Source organism: Halarcobacter ebronensis (assembly GCF_013201825.1).
Lineage (GTDB): Bacteria > Campylobacterota > Campylobacteria > Campylobacterales > Arcobacteraceae > Halarcobacter > Halarcobacter ebronensis.
Genome location: NZ_CP053836.1, coordinates 2,443,293 through 2,466,083 on the forward strand (window position 1 = coordinate 2,443,293; position 22,791 = coordinate 2,466,083).

Below are 22,791 nucleotides of genomic sequence, written 5' to 3' on the forward strand. Positions count from 1 at the left end.
TTTATTCTTCTTCCATTATTGCTTTTAAAGGGAACCCCTTTTCTCTCGCTAAGGACTTAACCTGAGCCACTTTTGTTGTTGCAATCTCATGGGTATATATTCCACAAACTTCTTTCCCATTATTATGAATATTTAACATAATTTTTGTAGCTTGATCAATATTCTTTCTAAAAACTTTTGTTAAGACGTCAATTACAAAATCCATTGTTGAATAATCATCATTTAATAGTAGTACTTTAAATTTCTTTGGCTCTTCTACTTCCAGGTCATTATCAAGTTCAATTTCTAATTCGTTTGCCACAATATACCTCTTTTTAATTTATTGTTGTATATATTATAACAAAAAAGAACTAATCTTAGTAAAACAAAATGTTTACAAAATATTTTAAAGCTTCTTTTATTTTTTAAAAAATAATAATTTATAAAAAAGGATTATAATGAAAAGGGTATTTGTAACTGCAACTAATACAGATGTTGGGAAAACATATGCTTGTGAAACAATTTTAAAATATTATGCAAAAAAAGGCGTAAGAGTAGGATATTTTAAGCCTTGTGAAACTGGAGTTATTGACTCTCCTTTAGATGGAACAAAGATGTTAAATCTTGTAAAAGAATTAAATAATGATTTTACTGCAACAATTAATGATGTGGTTCCTTATCAATTTAAGCTTCCAGCTGCTCCATATGTTGCTAAAGGTGAACAAAATATTGATTTTGAGTTCTTAAAAGATAAAATAAACTATTTAGAAACCATGTGTGATTTTTTAGTAATTGAGGGTGCTGGTGGTTTAATGGTACCAATTTTGGAAGATCTTTTTATGATTGATTTAATAAAAATATTTGAGGCAAAAGCAATTTTGATTGCTCCATCTAAACTAGGATGTATAAATGACATTCTTCTTTCACAAGAGGCTTTAAAAAGAAGAGAGATAGGTTTTGAGTGGTATATTAATCTTTTTCAAGATAAAGAGAGTTTTGAGGAAGTATCAAAACCCTTTTTAGAAGATTATTTTGGAAAGTTGAACTTTCTTCATGAGTTGGAGTAATTCTCCAACTTTTATAAAAACTTTTTCAACCAATTATAATATAAAGCAAAAACAAAAAAACCAAAACCTAAAATGGCAGTTATTAACTCCAAAGAGATAATAGATGCAGCAATACCAATAAAAAAAGTTGTAACAATATTTGAAATCATAAAAATCATATCATTATAAGATATTACTCTTCCTAAATATTTCTCTTCAACACCCTCTTGTATAAGAGCATAAGTATAAGACCAAATAGTTGTAGTTGCAAAACCTGTTAAAAAAAGTGCAATTAAAGAGTAATAAAAATCAAACTGTAAAAAACTCCAAATAATAATTGCCAAACCTTGAAAAATAAAGATATATGTCAAAGTATCCTTATTTACTTTATTGGTAATAAAAAGTGGGCCAATCATCAAAGCAAAAGCTCTTACTGCATTTGTAATTCCTATTGCTAAAGGAACAGCTATTACATATTTATACTCATTTTTTGCCAAAAGAGTTACTAATGTATCAAAAGATGTAAGCCCAACACTAGAGTGTAATACTATTAGATGAAGGATAAGTTTGTTCTTTTTTAAATATAAAAAACCATCTTTTATCATTGAACTTATTTTCTCTTTTGTATGAATAATTTCTATTTTAAACTCAATATTAAAAAATAGAATTATTGCCACAATAAAAAATAGAGCATCTATGATAATTGAAGTTTTTATTCCAAAAGAGTGAACAACAACTCCACTTATTGCCATACCTGCTGCATAGGTAAAAGACCAAATAATTGAGTGTATCTCATTTGCTTTTTGTAAGGCTCTTCCTTTTATTAACTTAGGAAGAAGTGTCATCTCCGTTGAGAAAAACATAGAAGAACTTCCCATTCTAATAAAAATTAGAACCATTAATAACCATAAGTCATCTTTACTATCAATGGTTAAAAAAAGCAAAGTCATAATAAGTTCAGTTAAAAGTAGACTTAGCATCAAAGCTCTTACTCTAACTTTATCTATAATTGCCCCAGAAAATGGACCAATTAAAACTGCTGGTAGTAGATGCATTGCTGTTACTAAGGCAATAATAAAAGCAGATGATCCAAAATCAACAACCATTGTATAAATAGCAACATTGGAAAACCAAGAGCCAAAATATGCAATGAATTGTAGTAATGATAGTTGTCTAATAATTGGATAATTAGTTAATAGTTCACGATATGTCAATTGTTACAAGTACCTCTTGCAAAGTTGCAGAATCTGCCACTTCATCTTTTTTAAAAGGTGTTAGATAATTCGCTTTTTTGTTCCCTGCATAGGTTAATATGCAATTCTCTTTTACATCTTCACTTAAAGCCACTTCAAATATAGCTTCCCCATAATCGGTAAAAAGTTTTACCATCTCTTTCTCTTTCAAACCACTGCTTGGATTGAAATAGGCTTTGTCATCACTCTCAAATTGTGAATTTAGATTCCTTTTTCTTTTTGCAGTAATAAAATAGTATTGATTCTCTTCTTTATTTTCATATAAATTCTCAATCTCTAACTCTTCAATAAACTTAAAAGTTTCCATTTTATGAGATTTATTCGGAACTGTATTTTTATAGTAATTCAAAATCTCTTCTTCAGCTTTTAAGTTTTCAAAAGAGAACTCTTTTGTTAAAAAGGATGCAAGTTCATACTCACTTATTGTTCCTTCTTCTTTTTCTATAACGGCATTTGAAACTGCTTTTAGGTTGTGTCCATAAGAGAGTCTTACATCACCTTTTGTCAAAAAATTTGATGCAGGAATAATCAGATTTGCATATTTTGCCGTATCATTTAAAGTTGTACCAAAATAGACTACAAAACTATTTTTTAATCCTTCAACGATTCTTTTAGTATTTGGTGCACTTACAACAGGATTTGCTCCTTGAATAAAAACCAAATCAAATTGTGAGAAATCAACTTCTGGCAGGGGAATCTTTTTTTTAGGTTTTGATACTATCTGCTTTTCATAACCAGCAGCAGATTCATCTAAATACCAAACACCACCGTAATCTTTGTTATGAACTCCAATATATGCAGCAAAGGAATCAATAGTTCTTATTATTTGTGCACCTTCATAGTACTTTTGAACTCCAAGACCAATAAGTATTGCAACTTTTTTATTTTTTATTAACTCAAAAAATTTTGTAATATCAGTTAAACTAATTCCTGTTGTTTTTTCATATGAAAGAAGAGGTTTTTCCTTTGCCAGATCAAAAAAATCTTCTACATTATTAGAATTATTTTTAATAAACTCTTCATCTTCCATATCTTCCATATACGCAAATCTTGTAAGAAGAAGTGCTAACTCATGGTCAGTTTTTGGATTAAGTTGTAGATGTAAAGAGCTTTTTTTTGCAATATCTGTTTTTATTGGATCAATTGTGATAAAAGTTTTATCTTTAACCAAATTGTACATATGAGGAGAGCTAACAGAAAAATTTCTTCCCCATACAATAATTACATCACTATTAATCAAATTTTCTATTGGAGGGTTTACTAATTTACCTCTTCCTTTAGCTAAACCATAACCTCCAATTTCATCACAAAGACTTCCTTTTGTTAAAACAGAACCATATGAAGCAAAAAATATTTTTGTAATACTTTGCATTATTCCAAGGTTTCCAGCACCTTTATAAAAAAGTGTATTTTCAGGTTTTGTATTTTTAAGTTTTTCAACTAAAATATTTAAAGACTCTTCTAAAGTTATCTCTTTATTCTCATAATATGCAGTTTTTAAGAAGTTCTCATTTTGCAAATTTGCAAAATTTATACAGAGTTTTCCATTTGTTACTCTATGATTTTTGTTCCCTTTTATTAAACCATTTTCATATAGTGCTTCACAAGTATCATAACAATCAAGTGGACAGGCAATACTATTTTTACTTAAACTCAATTTTTATCAACCTTGAAAATTTTTTTGGATTATTTAAAACTATTTTTACTTTATATGAAGAGATGTGTTGAGAATCAGCAACATCAAAAATCTTCTCTATTTTCAAATTGGTTTTCTCTCCATCAAGATATATTGTTTTGTTTTTTATATCATCAATATCCAAAATTGGAACATAAATCTCCAATTTTCCTTTGCTTAAATCTTTTGCTTCATACAAAAGAGTACCAGCAGTTACATAATCACCTTCATTTACTGCAATATTATAGATATAAAAATTTTTCTCAACTAATTTTTTATTTTTTATACTATCTTTTAAATTTGCAATATTTATTAACATATCCGCTTTATTAACCTCTTGGTTAATAACATTTATTTTTTGGTTATCCTTCTCATATCCAGATTTTGAAGTGATTTTTAATAATCTTTGATAGTTTCTATTTTGAAGCTCAATCATCTCTTCAATAGCTTTTAATTTATTCAAAGATTGTTCTAAGTCAATTTTATTGACATAAGAATCAAGCTCAACAATAGTACTATTATTTGCTTTTTTACCTTCTATATCTCTATTAGCATATATTACTTTGCCACTAACAGCTGCTTTTATTTCATAACTCTCAATAGGTTCTAGTTTTGCATAAAACTCATTTGCAAATAAACAGTTTAGCGATAAAAAAACTAACAATAAATATTTCATATATACCTCTTAAATTTTAATCTCTTTTATTCTCTCTAAAATCTCTTTTTTTAGAATTTTAAAATCTTTTTGACTTTCACACTCAAAAATTAGTTTATCAAGTTTTTCATCCTTTTTTAAAAAAGGAATTAAAACTTTAATCATTTCATTTTTTGTTTTTGCCCTTTTAATCAAACTTACCAAAGGAGCATCTTTTGACTCTTTTTTACTATTTTGAATTTTAACAAGAGTATATAAACCAAAAATAAATAACGTGGTAATTATACCAAAAATAAAATATTCAACTCTTTGTCTAATTGAAAGTTCTTCTATTACAACACTCTCTTTTAAACTCTTGGTAGTTTGCTCTTTAGACTTTTCTAAAACTGCTTTTTGCTCTTTACTTTTTTCAACTTCAATTTTAAAAGATTTACTCTGTTTTGTTATAATTTTTTTCTCTTTTTTATCAAAATACTCTATTTTGATACTTGGAATAACCAAAGATTCACTTGGAACAATTGAAAAAACTTTTGTATATGTTCCTTCATATCCTCTATTTGTATAGTTTGTTTTAATCTCAGGCTTATTATCATAAATTGTTGCATTTGGAATATTTAGTTTTATATCTTGAATATCATCAAAATTACCTACACCATCAATATTAAGCTTTAAAGATATAGATTCACCCTCTTTTATCTTTTGTTTATCTACTGTTGCATCAATATTAAAATCACCAATTAAAGAGATATTTGAAGGTAAACTTTTTACACTAAAATTCAATCTATTTGAGTATATTTTTTTCTCAACTGGCAAACTTGTAAAAAAAGAGAAAGGTGTATTATTAGCTCTATTAACCATTTGAACATCAACTCTCAAAGGTCCAACAGACAACTCTCCACTTTTTTGAGGGAAAAGTAAAAACTCTAGCTCTTGTACAATAAAACCATTATCTTCATATCTTTTATTTGAGTTATCTAGTTTTTTATACCAGAAATTTTCAAAATGAGGTTTGTCAAAACCAAGATTTGTTATTTGTAAATCTTTTTTATATTTAAAAACCAATTTTATATTTAGCTCTTCACCCACATACAAAGAAGTTTTAGAAGGGATTAAAGTCAAATCAAAATCTGTAGAATCAGTTTTATCTACTCTTTTTTCTGAAATACTTTTACTTTTTGTATATACCTCTTTGTCATCAATAATAAATTTAAAACTAGGGATTGTAAAACTTTTATCTGGAACTATCATATATCTTTTTATATATTTTTCTGAATAGTTTCCATTTATATATTGCATAGACTTTGAAGTACCTTGTTCTTGAACTACAAAATCATCAATTTTTTCAATTTTAGGAAATTTAAGAGATTCTCCTGAAACTTCCAATTCAAAAAAATAGGCTTCACCCTTTACAAAACTATCAGGAGCTTTTAGAAGAACTTCAGCATACAATGAAGATAAAAAAAGAAAAAATAGTATTAAAACTCTAAGACAGTTCATTAAAACTCCAATGTTCCTTCAATTGAAAAACTAGCTTTTGAATCAAGCTCTGCATGGGATAATACAGCTAGTTGAAGTCCAAATTTTTCATAAATTTCAGATACTCTTTTTCTAAGTAGAGGGTCAACGACCATTACAATTTTACCCAAACCTTTGCTCTCTAACTTTTCTAACATAGCTTTTGTTTTAGTAACTAAATTATTTATCTCTGAAATAGAAAGCATTAGTTGTGAAACTCCATGTTGTTCTTGAAGTTTTCCTATAAATTGTTGTTCCAAATCAGGTTTTATAGTAATAATATGAAGAGTATTATCTGTATCTTTAAATTTTTCTGTAATAAGTCTATATAATTTACTTCTTACATGCTCTAAAAGTACATCAGGTATTTTTGTAAATTCTGCTATATCTGCTACTGCTTCAATAATTGTCAACATATCAACAATTGGTATTTTTTCATGGAGTAAATCTCTACAAACTTTTAATAAAGAACCATAAGAAGTTACTTTCATAGCCTCTTCTACAACAATAGGGAAATCTTTTTTAAGCCCATCAATAATATCCACAATATCTTGTCTTGTAATAATATCTTCAGCATATTTTTTAATAAGTTCAGAGATGTGTGTTGAGATAATAGTTGGTGCATCAACTACTGTAAACCCCTTCATCAAAGCTTCTTCTTTAAGTTTAGAATCAATCCAAATTGCATCAAGTTGAAATACTGGTTCTTTTACTCTTAGACCTTTTAAGTCAGCATTAGGTACTCCACCCATTGCTAAAAGTTTATTAATCTCAACTCTACCTTTTGATACAGGTATTCTTTTTAAATACAATTCATACTCATTTGCAGGTAAACTAGAATCATCTGAGATTCTAATTTGAGGAATGATAAAGCCTAATTCACTTGCAATTGTTTTTCTAATTGCTTTAATTTTATCTAATAATTCAGAATCCCCTTGAACAAGTTGTAAAAGTCTAACTCCAAGTTTAAGCTCTAACACTTCCATCTTCATTATGTTTTCCATAGTTTTCTTTTCATCAGGAGCGCTTTTCTTTTTCTTGTCTTTAAAATCTTTTAAGTCAGAAGGAGATTCCACTTTTTTACTCTCTTTTGAAACAAAGAGTTTGGTAATAAAATTCTCTTTGCCAGCCTCTATTACGCTTATTGTATATCCAATAAATACCATCAATAAACCCATTATAACTAAGATTCCAGTAGGAAACCCTGGTACAAAACCAAATAGTATCATACCAATACCAACTAATATAAGAGACTTAGAATCTTTTATCATTTGTGAAATTGATTGATTTGCAAATCTATCTTCATCCATATTTGAACGGGTTATTATAATTGCTGTTGCAGTAGATAAAATTAACGCAGGAATTTGAGCAACTAATCCATCACCAATAGTTAAAATTGTATATATCTCTCCACTTTGTGCAATTGTCATATCATGTTGAAAAAGACCGATTAAAAGACCACCTATAAGGTTTACCATGGTAATAATGATACCAGCAACGGCGTCACCTTTTACAAACTTTGAAGACCCATCCATTGCTCCATAAAAGTTTGCTTCGGTAATAAGCTCTTTTCTTCTTACTTGGGCTTGTTTATCATCAATAAATCCTGCATTTAAGTCTGCATCAATTGCCATTTGTTTACCTGGCATTGAGTCAAGAGTAAATCTTGCTGTTACTTCTGCAACCCTTGTAGCACCTTTTGTTACAACCATAAAGTTAATAAGAACAAGAATAATAAATACAATAATACCAATTACCATATTCCCACCAACAACGAACTCTCCAAAAGCTGAAATAATAGAACTTACTGCCTCTGGTCCATTATGCCCTTCGCTTAAAATTGACCTTGTAGTTGCAATATTTAAAGATAGTCTAAATAGTGCTAAAATAAGTATTAATGTAGGGAAAGTTGTCAAATCTGAAGGCTTTTGAATATATAAAGAGATAAGTAAAATCAATAAAGATAAAGACAAAGATATAACTAGGAAAAAATCAAGTATCCCTTTTGGTAAAGGAACAATGATAATCATTAAAATTGCAACAAATAGTGCAACTACTAAAAGGTCTTTTGAAAAAAATCTTTTTATATTCATTTATACTTTAACTATTTAGGAAATTATTAAAGATTGTTTTCTATTTTTTGTAGATTTAGCACAAACAGAAGGAAAAGTTGCTAAAAAATAGAAAGATTTTTCTCTTTGCATCTATTTAAATACCTCTTTGAATTTTGCAATAATTTCATTAAAATTATACTGCTCTTCTGTACTCTGGGTTAAAAAACTTCTGATTTTTTCTTTTCTCTCAAGGGCATCATCCAATTCAGGATCCATTCCCTTTTTATAAGCGCCAACTCTAACCAAAACTTCATTCTCTTTAATGAGAGATAATATCCTTTTTAGCTTTAAAAAGTCATTATAGTGATCTTTTGCAACTACTTTATCCATAACCCTTGAAGCTGATTTAAGTATATTAATTGGAGGATAATAACCCTGTTCAGTTAATTCTCTTGTTAAAACAATATGTCCATCTAAAATAGATCTACTTTGATCGGCAATTGGATCATTTAAATCATCTCCATCAACCAAAACTGTAAAAAAAGCTGTAATTGAACCCTTTGCATTATTTCCTGCTCTCTCCATTAACTGAGGAAGAAGAGCAAATACAGAAGGTGGATATCCTCTACTTACAGGAGGTTCTCCTGTACTAAGTCCTATCTCCCTTTGAGCCATGGCAAATCTTGTAACTGAGTCCATCATAAGAAGAACATCATGACCTTTATCTCTAAAAAACTCAGCAATTGCCATTGCGGTAAAAGCTCCATATTTTCTCATAAGCGCTGATTCATCAGAAGTTGCTGCAACTATAATTGTATTTTCTAACTTATTATTTAAGTTGTAGTGAATAAATTCAGGGATTTCTCTTCCCCTTTCCCCAATTAGTGCAACAACTTTTATTTGTGCTTCACACCCTTTTACAATCATTCCCATTAGAGTTGATTTTCCAACTCCAGAACCAGCAAAAATACCTACTTTTTGTCCCTTTCCTGAAGTTAACATAGTATCAATTGCTTTTACGCCTGTTGAGAATCTTTCATCAATAATTCCCCTTTCAAGAGCTGGCATAGAGAGTTTATTTATAGCCGAACTCTCCTCTAAATCTCTAATTTTCCCTTTTTCATCTATTGGTTCACCCAAAGCATTAACTACTCTTCCTAAAAGGCCATAACCTGCTTTTACAGATAAGCCCTCTTTTTGTAAATATACTTTATCTTGTATTCTAAAACCATCAATAAAAGAGAAAGGTACAATTGTAAAATCTTTAGATTCTATGGAAGCAACCATCCCTAAAACAGTATAAGTGTGAGATTGAGACTCAATTCTTACAATATCTCCAACTGCTACTTCAATTCCATTTGCTTTAATTGTTGTTGAAGAGATATGTACAATTCTTCCAAAAGGAACTGATAGATTTGTGGAATCAATGCTATCTAAAATTTTATCTATATCCATTACATCTCATCACACATTTTTTTATAAAGACTATCTTTTGCATCTTTTATCTCTTTACATTTTGTAATATACTCATCTTTTTTTATTTTATTACCAAATGAGTCATATAGTTTTATTATTTCGTAATATGTTTGAGCTAAATCGTTTGGTTTTATCTTTCTTGTATAATCAAGTGAATTTAAAAGGAGTTCTAATGCTTTATCATAGTTATTATTACTTTGTTCATTTTTTGCAAGTTCCAATTCAACAAAAGGAGAATAAATATGTGCATTTAACTCTTGCTGTTTGTTATACAATCTATCCAAAATCTCTTTTGCTTCAACTTTTAAATCTTTTCTTAAGAGATATAAATAGTAGCTATAATAAAAATCTATTATTATAGGGTTCTCTTTATTATCTTCAATATAGTTTGGATTTTTTCTTGCATAATCAAAAAATCTATCAAAAGCTACAATATCACTTTGTTCATAAAGAATTAAAAATCTATAAAGGAACTCTTTGCTTAATACACTTTTATCATCAACCATTTCAACTTTTGCCGATAAATTTTTTGCATCACTATATTTTTTCAAAGCTATTGCCATTCTCTCCAAATATAGATAGATATTTGCATCTCTTTTATCATTAAATGCAGTAACAAGTTTTCCATAAATTTTCTCAGAGGGAGACTCTATTGTACACTCAAAAAAGCTGTCTTTTACCTCTTCATCTTTTACTAAAAGCTCAAAAGTTTCAGATCTTGTACCATCTAAAATATCACCTAAAAGAGAACATTTTCCATCTTTTAAATAGGTTTTTATCATATCAATATTTATCTCATCAAAGATTGTACCAATTGAATCAAAACCAAATCTTTTTGCAATGCTATCAGATATCTTTTTATAAACTCTTTCAGATTTGATTATTATTTCAAAGTTTTTTCTTTTCCAATCATTTAATAACTCTTGCAATAATACTTTTTGTTCCATTGATTCAGAAGAAGGATATTTTGTAACTAAAATAGCCGGTTCAATTTTTCCCTCTCTCATTAATATCTCATCCAAATACATTTTTGATTTTTCAAAATATATACCCTCTGGATAATCATTAATCACATCTTTAAATAGTTCCCTTGCTTTTATAAGATATTTAGGGGTTCTATCATACATATTCATATAAGTATCAGCAAGCTTAAACTTAAAATCTTCAATTGAGTTTTTACTAGTGGTTCTTTTGAGAAGCTCTTCTAATATTTCAGCAGCAAACCCTGGCATACCAACTTTAACAAGTTTATCCACCTTTTCAAGGGCAAGATATGAGTCATCAGCATAATAATCAATATTTCTTTGCAAAACTTTTGAAATCAATTTATTTGCTTCATCTTTTTTATCATCTAAAATATAAACATCAAAAAGTTCATCTGCAACAATGGTAGCAACTAATACATCTGTAGTTTCAGTTAAAATTTTATATAAAATATTTATTGCTTTTGAATAATCTTTTTGAAATTTATAGACTTTTGATAAATAGATTTTTCCATAGGCTTTTGTTACTGGATTGTCAAAATTATTTATAATTATATTTGAAAAATAGACAGCATCCTCTGCTCTATTTAAATTTAACTTCAACTCAATTAATATCATATATGCATGAGCCAACTCATCTTCATGAATTCTTGAGTTATTAATTGCTGCCTCAAGCTCTTTTGCTGCTTGAATAATCAATCTTTTTGATTTCTTTTTTAGACATAATTCTGCATATAAAATATAAATATCAGATTCTAAAATTCTAATTTTATTTTGTGCTTTAAAAGCCTCTATTTGGCTATAAGCTTCATCAATTCGTCCCTCTTTTGCAAGTTTTCTAGCTTGATTAATTACTTCAAAACCATCAGAAATCTGTAACTTACTCTTTTCAGATATCTGATTTCCAGAAGAGTCAATAAAATTATAAAAAAAATCTTTTTTGGCTTCTAAAAATGAAATAACTAATATTAAAACTGCAAATAATTTCAAATTAACCTCTATTTTTTCTTTTTCAACTCATATACATAAGAGAATATCTCAGCTAATGCTTTATAAAAAGCACTTGGTATCTCTTGATCAACTTCTATTTGTGAATAAATTGACCTAGCCAAAGATGGATTCTCAATAATGGGAATCTTATTATCCCTTGCAATATCTTTTATCTTTAACGCAATAAAATCAATACCTTTTGCAACAACTTTTGGAGCATTATCCACTTTATTGTCATATTTTAAAGCAACTGCATAGTGCGTTGGGTTTGTTATTACAACATCTGCTTCAGGAACATTAGTCATCATCCTATTCATAGCCATTTTCATTTGAATTCTACGAATTCTTGATTTGACTTGTGGATCCCCTTCCATATTCTTGAACTCATCTTTTATCTCTTGCTTACTCATTCTAAGTGATTTAAAATAGTAATGCCTTGTAAAATAAAAATCTATTATAGCAAAAATAATTATAATTAAAAGTATGGCAGCTAAGAAGTAAGAGGTCAAATCAATTATTGATGAGATTGTTGCCATTAACTCCATATTCATCATTGCTAAAAATGATTTGTATGTAAAAATCAAAACTAGAAACATAACTATAATTATAATTGTAAGTTTAAAAGTTAATTTTAAAGCTTCTAATAATTTTTTAAAGGCAAAAAGACTCTTTAATCCTTTTATGGGGTCAAGTTTCTGCAAATTTAACTTTAAGGGAACTGTTACAAAACCAAATTGGCTATAGTTTGATATAAATACTAAAAGTAAAACTAAAATAAAAAGAGGAGCTAATATTTTTAGTAATGCTAAAACAGAAGTATATGCTATTGAGTAATAGACATTACTATCTAGTTCATGTCCTATAAAACTGTATATAAAATACATTAACTTTTTAACTTGATCAACAGCTTGTGTTGAAAAAAATAACAGATATATTGACCCAAAAAAAAGAATTGCTGCTCCAGTTACTTCAGCAGATTTAGGTACGTTTCCCTCATTTTTTGCATCATCAAGCTTTTTACTGGTGGGCTCTTCTGTTTTTTCTTCTTCATCAGCCATAAAATTACCTTATTGAAACTTTGTAATTAAATAGTTTGTAAAACTCTCTGTAAATATCTGCATCCCTAGTATCAAAAATATAAATATTAAAGCAAATTTTAACTGAAAAGTGATTACAAAAGGTGAAAAAGCAGGCATTGATTTTGTTCCATACCCATAATATATATCTAATATAAAACTTATGAAAAAAAGAGGTAAGGCAAAAGAAAAAGCAAAAGCAAACATTCTATTAATTTCATTAATTGCTATTTGAATACCATCATAAGAGAATATATTAAAAGCTCCCAAGTGAATCATAGAAAAACTTTTTGTAATCATAACAATTGTCATCTCATACATACCTGTTTCAAAAAAAACCATTAATGCAATCCAATATAAAAGTCTACCTACTAACCCCTCATTTGTACCTGTTGAAGGGTCAAACATACTTGCCATTGATAATACTGTTGCTTGACCAATAAAATCTCCAATAATATGCACAGCATTAAAGGCAACCATAATAAGCATACTAGCAATAAAACCAAGGGTTAGTTCTGAAACAATAGCTATAATAAAACTATCTTGAGTAAAATCTCCTTGAACATTAACCAAAGGATACAAAAAAATTGTAACAAAAAAAGCTGCCGCAACTCTTACTGTTGAAGATATTGCAACGTGGCTAAAAACTGGTAAAAAAACCATAAACGCTAGAATTCTTGCAAAAAGAAGAAGAAAAGAGTAGATTTTCTCTTCACCAAGAAAAGATATCAGTTCTTGCATCTACATATAGTTCATATCTTCAGCAAAATCCTGATTCTCTATAATAGATTCAACAATTTCTTCTGAAGAGTGTTTTTTTGTAGTCTGATTATTTTCCTCTTGTAAATCTGAAAAAGTTGATTTATTAGAATTATTTCCATCATCCTTACCAAAATTCAAATCAAAAGATGTTTGATTATTATTATTTTCATTACTATTAAATGTTTTGTGTAAAGCATCTCTTAGCATCGATTGGTTTTCTATCATTGAATCATGGGTAGTTGACTGAGACATAGTCATATTAATAGTAAGAGAATTCTCTTTATTATTTCTCATTAATATTGCAATACTACCTAAAAATGCAGGTGTAAGATTAATTCTAAATGCAGTAACTGGCGGTTTGTAGTTCTCATACATACTTCTTGCTACATCTGACATCATTGAAGCCATTTGTTGTCTAGCTCCAATTATTTTTGTATGAATAGAAGTTGCTAATGAAGAGTTTACATTCAAATTAACAGTTTGTTCATCTGAAGTTAAACTATTATCACTTATTGAAGTTGTTGTTTGATTTGTAACAGTATCTTCAGTTATTAAAGATGTATTTATATTTTTTGTATTTAGTGCTAATTTTGATAATAATGAATTATTATCCCTATTTAATTTTTTAGGTGTTTCTGGTTCTATTTCAGCCTCTTGGGTTGCTACATCTAGACTATCCAACCCTAAATCTAAACCATCAGCTCCCTCTTTAACATCTTTTAAAGAGTTAGCATCTTTTACCATTTTTACATTATCACTCTTATTTGCCATCAATTGAGACTGAACTGATCCCTTTTGAGTACTCAAAAATATATTTGTTACAATATCTGTAGATTTTTGTGTTGTAGTATTTTGATTTTGAGGATTTTTTGACAAATTTATCTCTTCTGAATCTTGAATTAACTTATCAAGAAATGATGAGTTTGTTGTTTTGTTCTCTTTAGTCTCTATGTTTTTAGTATCACTTAAAGCTTTTTTATCTAGATTAATTCTTTCATCTTTTGATACTAAAGATTCACTGTCAAAAGATTTTTTTGATATTTCTTCCGCTCCATTCAAATTTAAATTAGTACTTTTTGTTGTTGTACTAGAATCTTTTATTTCTGTTTCTTGAATTTTATTCTTATTTACTAAATTTTTACTCTCTAAAGATTTATTATTTTTTACTTCTTCATCGTTATCAATGATATTTTTATTACTAACTTCTACTTTATTTTTAATATCTTGATTATTTGAAGATAAACTACTTTTTATCTCTTTACCATTTTCTATAGTATCAGAGCTTTTTATATCTGTTAATGAGATGTTTTCTTTATTTATCGACTCTTGAGTCTTAGCTTTACTTATTAAACTTTCATTATCATTTGTAGTTTTAATATTTTCAGATTCATTTTTATTATTTTGATTTGTTAAAGATGAATCTTTTATCTCTTTACCATCCTTTAAAATATCAGAACTTTCAATATCTGTTGAAGTAGTGTTTTCTTTATTTACTAAATTTATATCTTTAGTAGCTAACTCTTGACTTTTATCTTTATTTATTAAAGTTTCACTCTTATCTAAAGATTTATTGCTATCCTTGTCTTCTTCAATATTAGTATCAGTTTCTAAATTTGTTTTGTTTGTATTTAAATCAGAATCTACGCTCTTTTCATCAGAAGATATTTTCTCATTCAATAATTTTTTAGTTGTATCATTTTTATTATTTTCTGTATTTAAAGATGATTCATCAAGTTTTTCACTCTTATTAGTTTGTGTAGAAGAAGTATCATTAATATTTTCTTTAGTTGTTTTTGATTTATTATTCTCTTCATCTAATACAAGATTAGTTATGGTTTCAGTGTTGTTTTTTGTTGTTTTTATATTATCAGATCCCAAATCTGTTTCTTGTAACTCACTATTTTTATTAGCTTCCAAAATTAATCTGTCAAGAAAAGATTTTCCACTTTTTGTAGATTTAGTATTATTTTCACTATCTTGACTCTCTTCAATGTTCTTATCATTTTTTATTGTTGAAGATCTATTTTCTTCAATTTTTTCGTCACCATTTATTGTTTGATTACTTAAATTTTTTGTTTTGTCAGAAGATTGGTCATTATTTGATTTATTATCAACTTCATCTTTACTACTTTTTAAAAGTGTATCAAAGAGAGAAGCTCCCTCTTTTTCTGAACTTTTTGTAGTTTTTGCTGTAGTATTATCACTTTTAAGAATTGATAAAAAATCTATCTCTTTTGTCATAGGTTACACTTTAATTATATCCAATGTTTTAGAATCAATACTTTTATGTGTACTAAAAGCTGAAACATTAGCTTCATATGAACGCATAGCCTCAATTAAATTAACCATCTCAATAACAGGATTAATATTTGGGTATGCAACATATCCATCTTCATTTGCATCAGGGTGAGAAGGTTCATATCTCATCACTGGTTGAGCATCGTCTTCTACTATAGATTTTACTCCTACTCCTCTTAAAGATAAATCAGGATTTTCAACTATATTTTTTTCTGATGTTTTATTTGATTTATTATTCTCTTGCAAAAGAACCTCTTCAAAAACTACATCTTGTTTTTTATAAGGTCCACCCTCAGCTGTATGAGTTGTTTTTGCATTAGCTATATTTGCACTTACTACATTTATTCTAGTTCTTTGAGCTGACATACCAGAAACAGCTATATTATAACCATCGAAAAAACCCATACTAACCTCCTATTTATATTTGCATTGATTTAATTTCTTTATACGCTGCCAATGCTTTATTTTTGACTTCAAGAGCTAATTTAAGAGATAAATCTGCCTCTTCTATTTTTTGAACTGCTTCTTGAAGGTTTTTAACTTTTCCTGTTGCTATACCTTCCATTGCATTATATGCATCAACTTGTGTTCCATTAACTTCAGTAATAGCATTATTCAATAACTCTGAAAAACTTTTATCATCTGTTTTATTTGTTTGATTATTTGTTTGATTATTTAAAAGTGAATTAATTGACGAAACACCTATTGGTGATATACTATTCATTTAAAATCCTTTATCTTTTTTTAATTACAGCATCTGCATCATGTACTGTAAGCTCTGCTAAAATAGCATTTATCTTCTCTTCGTTATATTTAAAATCTAGTTCTTCTCTTTTATTATCCAAACTAAATAGTAAAATAATCAAAGATAACATCATATTAGATATGCCTTTTAAGATTATTGTTACCCCTATAATCCCAGCAATCATCTCTAATGGAGTAAATAGTTCTGCATTTATAACAAAGAATATTAATGTAGCGAAAAAGCCTGTAGCTATGTACAGTCTAAAGATACCACTATTAAGTACGCTTTGAGAAAATTTTTCTACTACCATTATCTTCCACTATTTATAAAATATTAAATGCTAACGCAAAATCTGATTTAATGAATATTTTCCAATAATGAATCAATAACCAAATGTAACTGTTTTGTTATTTCATCATTAATAAATTCATGTGCAAATAACTTTCTCAACCTTGAAGTTGTTGTTATATTTGCTGATGTTGAAACATTGCCTATATATTTTACCACAAAATTATGATTTAACCTATTTTTTTTAGCTAAATTTACTAAAGAATTCGCAATTGTTTCACCAATCTTATAATTTTTTGTATGATTAAAGCAGATTAAAAGTCTATCTTTGTCAATTGAAAGCATTTTCATTAGAGCATAAACATCAGTTAATGCAGAAGGATCAGTTGTTGTTAATGCCAAAATATTATTAGAAACAGACAAAAACTCTTGCACATATTCATTTAGTCCGGCACCTGTATCTATTAAAACAATATCATATTTGTTTAAGCCTTTTATTTCATCTACAACTCGGCTTAAAACTAAAGAGTTTTTTAGATTTGCATATTGGTAACCACTTTTCCCTGCTACCAAATCCAAATTATTATATGCAGTTGAAGAGATAATCTCATTTATTGTATTTCTACCTTCAATATAATCAAAGAGAGTAAGTCTTGGTTTAATATCAAACAATACTTGCATATTAGCAAGTCCAATATCTGCGTCAACTATTGCAATTTTATAACCTCTTCGTGCCAATAAATAAGCCATGTTTGCAGTAAAAGTTGACTTTCCAACACCACCTTTTCCAGATGTTATTGTTATAATTTTTGTTTTTGAAGCTGTGCTATTTTTTTTTGTTAGATGTAATAATTTATTAGCCTGAGTGGAAATACTATTAAACAAGGCTATCTCCGTTTACAAGCATTATTCATAAAACAATCAATTAAAAAACTTGAATCTGAAACTATTAAATCATCTGGAACATTTTGACCAATAGAGAAATAAGTTATTGATTTCTTAGTTTTATGGGCAAAAGATATTAGATTACCAAAACTTTTAGTTTCATCTAGCTTTGTAAAAGTTAAATAATTTATATTTAGTCTTGAATAATTTGTATAAATATCAATAAGATCACTATGTTTAACATTTGCAGGCAAAACCAAAATCTTTTCAATAGGAAGTTCATGTACTTTTTCTTGATACTCATTAATTAACTCAATTTTATCAATATCATATTGAGATGAACCAGCTGTATCAATAAATATATAATTACAATCTTTTAGTCTTAAAAGTGCTTCAACTAATTCTTCTGGCTTTTTTACTATTTCAAGGGGCAATCTCATAATATTTGTATATGCTTGTAACTGCTCCATTGCACCAACTCTAAATGAGTCTAAAGTAACTATTCCTACTTTATAATTTTGTCCTAGTTTATAAGCATATCTTGCTGCAAGTTTTGCAATAGTTGTAGTCTTTCCAACACCTGTTGGTCCGACCATCATTACTATTTTTCTTTGATGTTTTCTTAAAGGAACCTCTTGTTTAATAGGGATTATTCTTCTAAGAACAAGTTTAAAAAAATCATTTACCTTTTTTGGATTAGATTTTAAAGCAACGGGTAGTTGTTTTATAGTTTTTTTCATAATGGTATAAGTCATCTCTTGATCAAACTCATTTTGTTCAAAAAGATTATACATATCAACAAATTCAGGTGGAATATTTAAATCATAAAGTTGACTTTTTGGATTCCATAGAGATTTCTGCACCTGCATTATTGCATCTTGCATTTTTAATATCTCTTCTCTGAAGTCGTAAAATTTTACATCCATATTTCTTGATGGCAAACCGTTAGATTCTGAAGTTTTAAATTTTTTTGTATGCTTTAAAGATTGTTGTTCATCTTCTAAAGCAACAACAACTTCATACATATCTTTGTTACCATCTTTAACACTAGAAATCTTTTTTGTTGAAACAACTATTGCATCTTCACCACACTCTTCTTGAGCATTTCTTAACGCTGCAGTTGGAGTTTCACCTAAAAATGACAACATATTCATTCTATTCGTCCATCTTTGTAAATTTTTTCAACATTGCCATCATTATCTTTTATTTTAATATATTCATCATTTTCAAATATAATCTTTCCATATTTTTCAATTTGTATGGTACCAAAGTTAAAAAGTACAGATTTTTTTTCATACTCTTCTATATCTCTATCACAAATAACTGTTCCTTTTTTCATATATCTTTTTGCTAGATATTTATTAGTTATTAGTTCTGAATAAGGAATCGGCTCACAAAGTTTTTTTACACTATCTACATCAGTTTTTGTTAATATTTCTTTTGTTAAAAGCTCTTTATAATCAACATCTTTATTAACTACAGTTACTTCAATAGCAAATACTTGAGAAAATAACAAAAGAAAAACTATGCCACTAAGCTTTAACATCAAAAATAACTCCACCATTATTTTCTGCAATTTCATCAACAATATCTTTATACATTTTTTGGATTGGTTCAACAATTAATGCAAGTTTTCTATTTAAATCATAAAGGGTTCTAAGTTCAACTTCTAAATTATCAACTTTATCTCTGTATATATTAACGTCAATACCCTCTTTCATTTCAGCTACTATTGCTTCATTTAGTTTTTGTTTGTAAAGGGTAATACTATCAATTAACTCTTGTTTTATATCATTTCTATTTAACAATTCTGCATGTTTTGCATTTTTTATATCTTCAATATCTTGTTCTATATAACTCTGCATTTCTTTCACAAGTTCAATCATTTCAGTTACTATTTTATCAACCATAACAGACTCTTTATTTATTATTTTCAGATAAGAAATTATATAGTAAATCACTAATTCCAACACTACCTGTACTTTGTGATGAAATAGCCTCAGTATACATACCTTTTATAATTTCTCCAGCATTTCCTTCACCTGCAACATTTACATCTTTTAAAGATACATCTAAAAGTTGTTGCATAAAAAAGGCTTCAAAATCATTAGCTACTTTTCTAAGAGCTTCATCTTCTAATTTAGAAGTATCTATATTTTCATATGATTTAGCACTATTTGCTTTTACCATATTTACATCTGGGAAACTAGTATTTATCTCCATAATTTACTCCAATCTATCAAAAAAGTTCTCTTCTGCTAATAAATCTTCTTGATTATTTTCAGAGAAAAATCTCATTTCAACTCTTCTATTATCAGCAGCCATCTCACTTTTTGGATGATAAGAAGCATATGCTGAAACCTTTAAAACTGCTGGATCAATTTTATTTTTTATAAGTTCTTTTACAACTTCTATTGAACGAAGTGCAGATAAATCCCAATTATCTCTAGGAATTTTATCATTTTTATACATGCTTGAAGAGGTGTGCCCAATTATTTCTATACTATATGTTTGAGGCATTGTTCTAATAACTCTTGCAACTTTTGCAATAAATCTTTTTGCATTAAGGTTAGAGATAAGATATTCTCCCTCTTCAAACATAACAGTTGAAGGAATATCTAAAGTAAACTCATTCTTCCCTTTTTCAATTTGAATCTGTTCTGATTGTTCCTTTATATTTTCATTCATTTGTTCTACAACTTCAGTTACAACTTGAACAGCATCTTCCGTTACTTGATCAATAGACTCAGTGTTATCATCTTGAGAATTACTATCTTTAGTTGAGTAACTTTCTGATTGGGTTTGAACATCAGTAGATGCTTCAATGAAACCCATAGCTTTTCTCATTATGTTAAAATACTCTTCAACCTTTTTTTTATCCATTACAGCCATAGATAAAAGAAGAATAAAAAAAGTGAGTAATAGTGACATTAAGTCACCAAATTGTACAAGCCAACCTGGTAAGCATTTTGGACAGTCTGGACACTTTTCTTTTGCCATAAAACCCTACTATTGCTCTGCTACATCTACTAAGATAGAGTTTAATTGCATTTTTATATTACCTATTGATTCTTCTGCTGCAATCATACTTGCGCCAAGGATAATAATCTCATAAGAGTCTAACTCTTTCTTATGTTTTTGAGTCAGTTTACTTTCAACTAATCCAGCAAAAAGTGTCCCAATTAATGCCCCATAAAGTGTAGTAATCAATGCAACTGCCATTGCTGGACCAACAGAAGCTGGATCTGATAGATTCGCAAGCATTGCAACTAGCCCAACAAGTGTACCAATCATTCCCATTGAACCTGCAACACCACCTAAATTACCAAATAAACCTATCATTGTATTATGTCTTTTATCAATATATTGAAGTTTTGTATTTAATAAAGGTTCCATAGTTTCAACCTTTGTACCATCTACTAAAAGTTGAAAAGCCTCTTTAAAAAAAGGATTTCTCTCTTCTAAAACTTTTTGTTCAACATGCATTACACCATGCTTTTTTATCTCTGTTGCGTAAAAAATTATCTTCTCAACAAGTTCAGGTAAAGGTTCTGCATTAGTTTCACGAAAAGCAACCTTTAAAGAAGGGATAATTCTTTTTAAATCACTTGCTTCAAATTGACCGGCAATAACAGCCATTGAACCTCCAAGAACAATAAGTACAGAAGGAACATCAATATATGGACCGAACCCTACTCCTCCTAACATAATTGCTAAAGAAACAAGCGTCCAACCACCGATTAATCCACCAAGAGTACTTTTATCCATCTATTAAAATCCTATTTGATTAAGTTTAGTTGAGTCATTACCAATTGATTTAACTTTTAATCCAAATTTTCCCTCAACAATTACTGCTTCACCCTCTCCAATTTTAACACCATTAACTAAAATATCTAAAGGTTCATTTACCATCTGTTCTAGTTCAATAATTTCACCAATATCCCATCTTAATATATCTTTTAAAAGAAAATTTTTTGTTCCTAATCTTACACTTAATTTTAATTTTATATCAAAAAGAAGTTGTAAATTTTGTGATGCGTCTTCTGATAGCAAAGAACTAACTCCCATTTGTGAAGTTGGAGGAATATTACTAGAAATAACATTTGGTGTTGTGTTTACAGAAGGAGAAATACTTTGTAAAGTCTCCCCTACTCCTGTAATTTCACTTAAATAAGGCAAAGAGATACTATCAAAAGCTATATTTACTGGCAATTTTTCCCCATCAAGACTTAAATCAAAGATATAAGTATTTGCAGGAGTTTCCATCTCTTTACAGTTTTTTATTGAAGCATTTGTAACTTCAGATTTTATTGATGATATATCAGGGAAGCCTTGCGCATTAACAGCAGTACATAAACTTCCGCATACATTAGAAATTATCTCATTTACAGCATCTACTATTTCATCATCAACGTGCTCTTTTAAATCTCCCATACCACCTAGCATGAAAAATTCAAATTTTGTAGCAGTTAAAGTTGGAATATAAAAATTCCAATTTAAAGAGATATCTGCAAACTCAAACTTAACTAAAACCTCAATACATTGAGTCTCTTCTAATGGACTTTCAAGACTACTGACAGAATCAATTGATACACTTTTCGATAATAACTGTTCTAATGTATTTGATAACTCATCTTTTAAAAAACTTGATAAATCAGATGCCAAAAACTAACCTTTACTCTTATATTTTATTAATTATTGAGTGACTTTTTTTTGCGTATTCTCAATATCTTTCAGAAGTTGAGCTTTAATTCTCATCATATCCTCTGTTGGATATTTATATTCAGCATCACCTCTTATAACTTTGACAAATAAATCTTTTGAACTTTTATTATAACCAAACTTTACATTATCTAAAATAACTTCATTAAGACTACTATCTGTTATTTTAAGTTGAGCTTTTTTATGTTCTTCATTGTCTACTACACGGTAGTTTTCATCAACTTCTTGTACAGTTTGAATCTTTTTAATATGATTAGTTTGAGCGTTATCTATTTCAGCAATTTTACCTAATTCCATAATACCCTCCTTAAAGCATAGAGTTTAATTATTATAGCAAAAAAAACCTAAATATGGGTAGAAAGACTTAAAAATAAGAAAATTATTAATTT

Annotated in this window: 24 protein-coding genes; 1 reads left to right on the top strand and 23 read right to left on the bottom strand. The window is 28.2% G+C overall.

Annotated elements, in window-relative coordinates; genetic code table 11:
- Window position 1: 1 nt before the first annotated feature.
- Window positions 2-301, bottom strand: a complete 300-nt coding sequence (gene clpS / locus AEBR_RS12055) for an ATP-dependent Clp protease adapter ClpS (protein WP_128978769.1) — start codon at window positions 299-301, stop codon at window positions 2-4.
- A gap of 136 nt (window positions 302-437) precedes the next feature.
- Here clpS and bioD point away from each other — a divergent pair, with 136 nt between their 5' ends.
- Window positions 438-1,046 carry a dethiobiotin synthase gene (gene bioD, locus AEBR_RS12060; protein ID WP_129086785.1) on the top strand — a complete coding sequence of 203 codons (609 nt, stop codon included), beginning with the start codon at window positions 438-440 and terminating at the stop codon, window positions 1,044-1,046.
- A gap of 11 nt (window positions 1,047-1,057) precedes the next feature.
- Here bioD and AEBR_RS12065 read toward each other — a convergent pair whose 3' ends face one another.
- The 22 genes from AEBR_RS12065 to AEBR_RS12170 form a co-directional block, all read right to left on the bottom strand.
- The gene (locus tag AEBR_RS12065; protein ID WP_129086786.1) at window positions 1,058-2,239 is read right to left on the bottom strand and encodes an MFS transporter; all 1,182 of its coding nucleotides are present in this window, start codon (window positions 2,237-2,239) and stop codon (window positions 1,058-1,060) included.
- Window positions 2,226-3,935: a molybdopterin-dependent oxidoreductase gene (locus AEBR_RS12070; protein WP_129086787.1), complete on the bottom strand. Its 1,710-nt coding sequence runs from the start codon at window positions 3,933-3,935 to the stop codon at window positions 2,226-2,228. The genes AEBR_RS12065 and AEBR_RS12070 overlap by 14 nt, the downstream gene beginning before the upstream one ends.
- The gene (locus AEBR_RS12075; RefSeq protein WP_129086788.1) at window positions 3,922-4,629 is read right to left on the bottom strand and encodes an efflux RND transporter periplasmic adaptor subunit; all 708 of its coding nucleotides are present in this window, start codon (window positions 4,627-4,629) and stop codon (window positions 3,922-3,924) included. The genes AEBR_RS12070 and AEBR_RS12075 overlap by 14 nt, the downstream gene beginning before the upstream one ends.
- A gap of 9 nt (window positions 4,630-4,638) precedes the next feature.
- Window positions 4,639-6,105, bottom strand: coding sequence for a BatD family protein (locus AEBR_RS12080; RefSeq protein WP_129086789.1), 1,467 nt, complete (start codon window positions 6,103-6,105; stop codon window positions 4,639-4,641).
- On the bottom strand, window positions 6,105-8,216 hold the full coding sequence (gene flhA / locus AEBR_RS12085) for a flagellar biosynthesis protein FlhA (RefSeq protein WP_129086790.1): 2,112 nt from the start codon (window positions 8,214-8,216) through the stop codon (window positions 6,105-6,107). The genes AEBR_RS12080 and flhA overlap by 1 nt, the downstream gene beginning before the upstream one ends.
- 111 nt (window positions 8,217-8,327) lie before the next feature.
- Complete coding sequence (fliI, locus tag AEBR_RS12090; protein WP_129086791.1) at window positions 8,328-9,632, bottom strand: flagellar protein export ATPase FliI; 1,305 nt, start codon at window positions 9,630-9,632, stop codon at window positions 8,328-8,330.
- Complete coding sequence (locus AEBR_RS12095; protein WP_129086792.1) at window positions 9,632-11,626, bottom strand: tetratricopeptide repeat protein; 1,995 nt, start codon at window positions 11,624-11,626, stop codon at window positions 9,632-9,634. Before AEBR_RS12095 ends, fliI begins: the two co-directional genes overlap by 1 nt.
- Window positions 11,627-11,634: 8 nt before the next feature.
- Complete coding sequence (flhB, locus tag AEBR_RS12100; protein WP_129086793.1) at window positions 11,635-12,684, bottom strand: flagellar biosynthesis protein FlhB; 1,050 nt, start codon at window positions 12,682-12,684, stop codon at window positions 11,635-11,637.
- A gap of 9 nt (window positions 12,685-12,693) precedes the next feature.
- On the bottom strand, window positions 12,694-13,443 hold the full coding sequence (locus AEBR_RS12105) for a flagellar biosynthetic protein FliR (RefSeq protein WP_129086794.1): 750 nt from the start codon (window positions 13,441-13,443) through the stop codon (window positions 12,694-12,696).
- Window positions 13,444-15,705 carry a hypothetical protein gene (locus tag AEBR_RS12110; RefSeq protein WP_129086795.1) on the bottom strand — a complete coding sequence of 754 codons (2,262 nt, stop codon included), beginning with the start codon at window positions 15,703-15,705 and terminating at the stop codon, window positions 13,444-13,446. It abuts the gene before it with no gap.
- 3 nt (window positions 15,706-15,708) lie between these two features.
- Window positions 15,709-16,167, bottom strand: coding sequence for a flagellar basal body rod protein FlgC (gene flgC / locus AEBR_RS12115; protein WP_128978745.1), 459 nt, complete (start codon window positions 16,165-16,167; stop codon window positions 15,709-15,711).
- Between the two features lie 13 nt (window positions 16,168-16,180).
- Complete coding sequence (gene fliE / locus AEBR_RS12120; protein ID WP_129086796.1) at window positions 16,181-16,486, bottom strand: flagellar hook-basal body complex protein FliE; 306 nt, start codon at window positions 16,484-16,486, stop codon at window positions 16,181-16,183.
- 10 nt (window positions 16,487-16,496) lie between these two features.
- Window positions 16,497-16,817, bottom strand: a complete 321-nt coding sequence (locus AEBR_RS12125) for a hypothetical protein (protein ID WP_128978741.1) — start codon at window positions 16,815-16,817, stop codon at window positions 16,497-16,499.
- A 47-nt stretch (window positions 16,818-16,864) separates the two neighbouring features.
- Window positions 16,865-17,680, bottom strand: coding sequence for an AAA family ATPase (locus AEBR_RS12130; protein WP_128978739.1), 816 nt, complete (start codon window positions 17,678-17,680; stop codon window positions 16,865-16,867).
- Between the two features lie 2 nt (window positions 17,681-17,682).
- Window positions 17,683-18,834: a flagellar biosynthesis GTPase FlhF gene (gene flhF, locus AEBR_RS12135; RefSeq protein ID WP_129086797.1), complete on the bottom strand. Its 1,152-nt coding sequence runs from the start codon at window positions 18,832-18,834 to the stop codon at window positions 17,683-17,685.
- Entirely contained in the window at window positions 18,831-19,226 is a 396-nt protein-coding gene (locus AEBR_RS12140) for a hypothetical protein (protein WP_129086798.1), read from the bottom strand. Before AEBR_RS12140 ends, flhF begins: the two co-directional genes overlap by 4 nt.
- Complete coding sequence (locus AEBR_RS12145; protein ID WP_128978733.1) at window positions 19,213-19,590, bottom strand: hypothetical protein; 378 nt, start codon at window positions 19,588-19,590, stop codon at window positions 19,213-19,215. The genes AEBR_RS12140 and AEBR_RS12145 overlap by 14 nt, the downstream gene beginning before the upstream one ends.
- Before the next feature lie 10 nt (window positions 19,591-19,600).
- Window positions 19,601-19,903, bottom strand: a complete 303-nt coding sequence (locus AEBR_RS12150; RefSeq protein WP_129086799.1) for a hypothetical protein — start codon at window positions 19,901-19,903, stop codon at window positions 19,601-19,603.
- A 3-nt stretch (window positions 19,904-19,906) separates the two neighbouring features.
- Window positions 19,907-20,680, bottom strand: coding sequence for an OmpA/MotB family protein (locus AEBR_RS12155; RefSeq protein ID WP_129086800.1), 774 nt, complete (start codon window positions 20,678-20,680; stop codon window positions 19,907-19,909).
- A 9-nt stretch (window positions 20,681-20,689) separates the two neighbouring features.
- Window positions 20,690-21,448, bottom strand: coding sequence for a motility protein A (locus tag AEBR_RS12160; RefSeq protein ID WP_129086801.1), 759 nt, complete (start codon window positions 21,446-21,448; stop codon window positions 20,690-20,692).
- 3 nt (window positions 21,449-21,451) lie between these two features.
- Window positions 21,452-22,345: a FliM/FliN family flagellar motor switch protein gene (locus AEBR_RS12165; protein WP_129086802.1), complete on the bottom strand. Its 894-nt coding sequence runs from the start codon at window positions 22,343-22,345 to the stop codon at window positions 21,452-21,454.
- 30 nt (window positions 22,346-22,375) lie between these two features.
- A complete protein-coding gene (locus AEBR_RS12170; protein WP_129086803.1) occupies window positions 22,376-22,699 on the bottom strand; it encodes a flagellin in 324 nt (107 codons plus the stop codon).
- Between the last annotated feature and the right edge of the window lie 92 nt (window positions 22,700-22,791).

Excerpts from the sequence above, each read along its gene's own strand:
- AEBR_RS12110 (WP_129086795.1), bottom strand. The coding sequence starts at position 15,705 with ATGACAAAAGAGATAGATTTTTTATCAATTCTTAAAAGTGATAATACT.
- flhA (WP_129086790.1), bottom strand. The coding sequence starts at position 8,216 with ATGAATATAAAAAGATTTTTTTCAAAAGACCTTTTAGTAGTTGCACTA.
- AEBR_RS12155 (WP_129086800.1), bottom strand. The coding sequence starts at position 20,680 with ATGGCAAAAGAAAAGTGTCCAGACTGTCCAAAATGCTTACCAGGTTGG.
- AEBR_RS12075 (WP_129086788.1), bottom strand. The coding sequence starts at position 4,629 with ATGAAATATTTATTGTTAGTTTTTTTATCGCTAAACTGTTTATTTGCA.
- AEBR_RS12145 (WP_128978733.1), bottom strand. The coding sequence starts at position 19,590 with ATGGTTGATAAAATAGTAACTGAAATGATTGAACTTGTGAAAGAAATG.
- flgC (WP_128978745.1), bottom strand. The coding sequence starts at position 16,167 with ATGGGTTTTTTCGATGGTTATAATATAGCTGTTTCTGGTATGTCAGCT.
- flhB (WP_129086793.1), bottom strand. The coding sequence starts at position 12,684 with ATGGCTGATGAAGAAGAAAAAACAGAAGAGCCCACCAGTAAAAAGCTT.
- AEBR_RS12150 (WP_129086799.1), bottom strand. The coding sequence starts at position 19,903 with ATGGAGATAAATACTAGTTTCCCAGATGTAAATATGGTAAAAGCAAAT.
- AEBR_RS12105 (WP_129086794.1), bottom strand. The coding sequence starts at position 13,443 with ATGCAAGAACTGATATCTTTTCTTGGTGAAGAGAAAATCTACTCTTTT.
- fliI (WP_129086791.1), bottom strand. The coding sequence starts at position 9,632 with ATGGATATAGATAAAATTTTAGATAGCATTGATTCCACAAATCTATCA.
- AEBR_RS12140 (WP_129086798.1), bottom strand. The coding sequence starts at position 19,226 with ATGTTAAAGCTTAGTGGCATAGTTTTTCTTTTGTTATTTTCTCAAGTA.
- AEBR_RS12160 (WP_129086801.1), bottom strand. The coding sequence starts at position 21,448 with ATGGATAAAAGTACTCTTGGTGGATTAATCGGTGGTTGGACGCTTGTT.
- fliE (WP_129086796.1), bottom strand. The coding sequence starts at position 16,486 with ATGAATAGTATATCACCAATAGGTGTTTCGTCAATTAATTCACTTTTA.
- AEBR_RS12170 (WP_129086803.1), bottom strand. The coding sequence starts at position 22,699 with ATGGAATTAGGTAAAATTGCTGAAATAGATAACGCTCAAACTAATCAT.
- AEBR_RS12080 (WP_129086789.1), bottom strand. The coding sequence starts at position 6,105 with ATGAACTGTCTTAGAGTTTTAATACTATTTTTTCTTTTTTTATCTTCA.
- flhF (WP_129086797.1), bottom strand. The coding sequence starts at position 18,834 with ATGAATATGTTGTCATTTTTAGGTGAAACTCCAACTGCAGCGTTAAGA.
- bioD (WP_129086785.1), top strand. The coding sequence starts at position 438 with ATGAAAAGGGTATTTGTAACTGCAACTAATACAGATGTTGGGAAAACA.
- AEBR_RS12125 (WP_128978741.1), bottom strand. The coding sequence starts at position 16,817 with ATGGTAGTAGAAAAATTTTCTCAAAGCGTACTTAATAGTGGTATCTTT.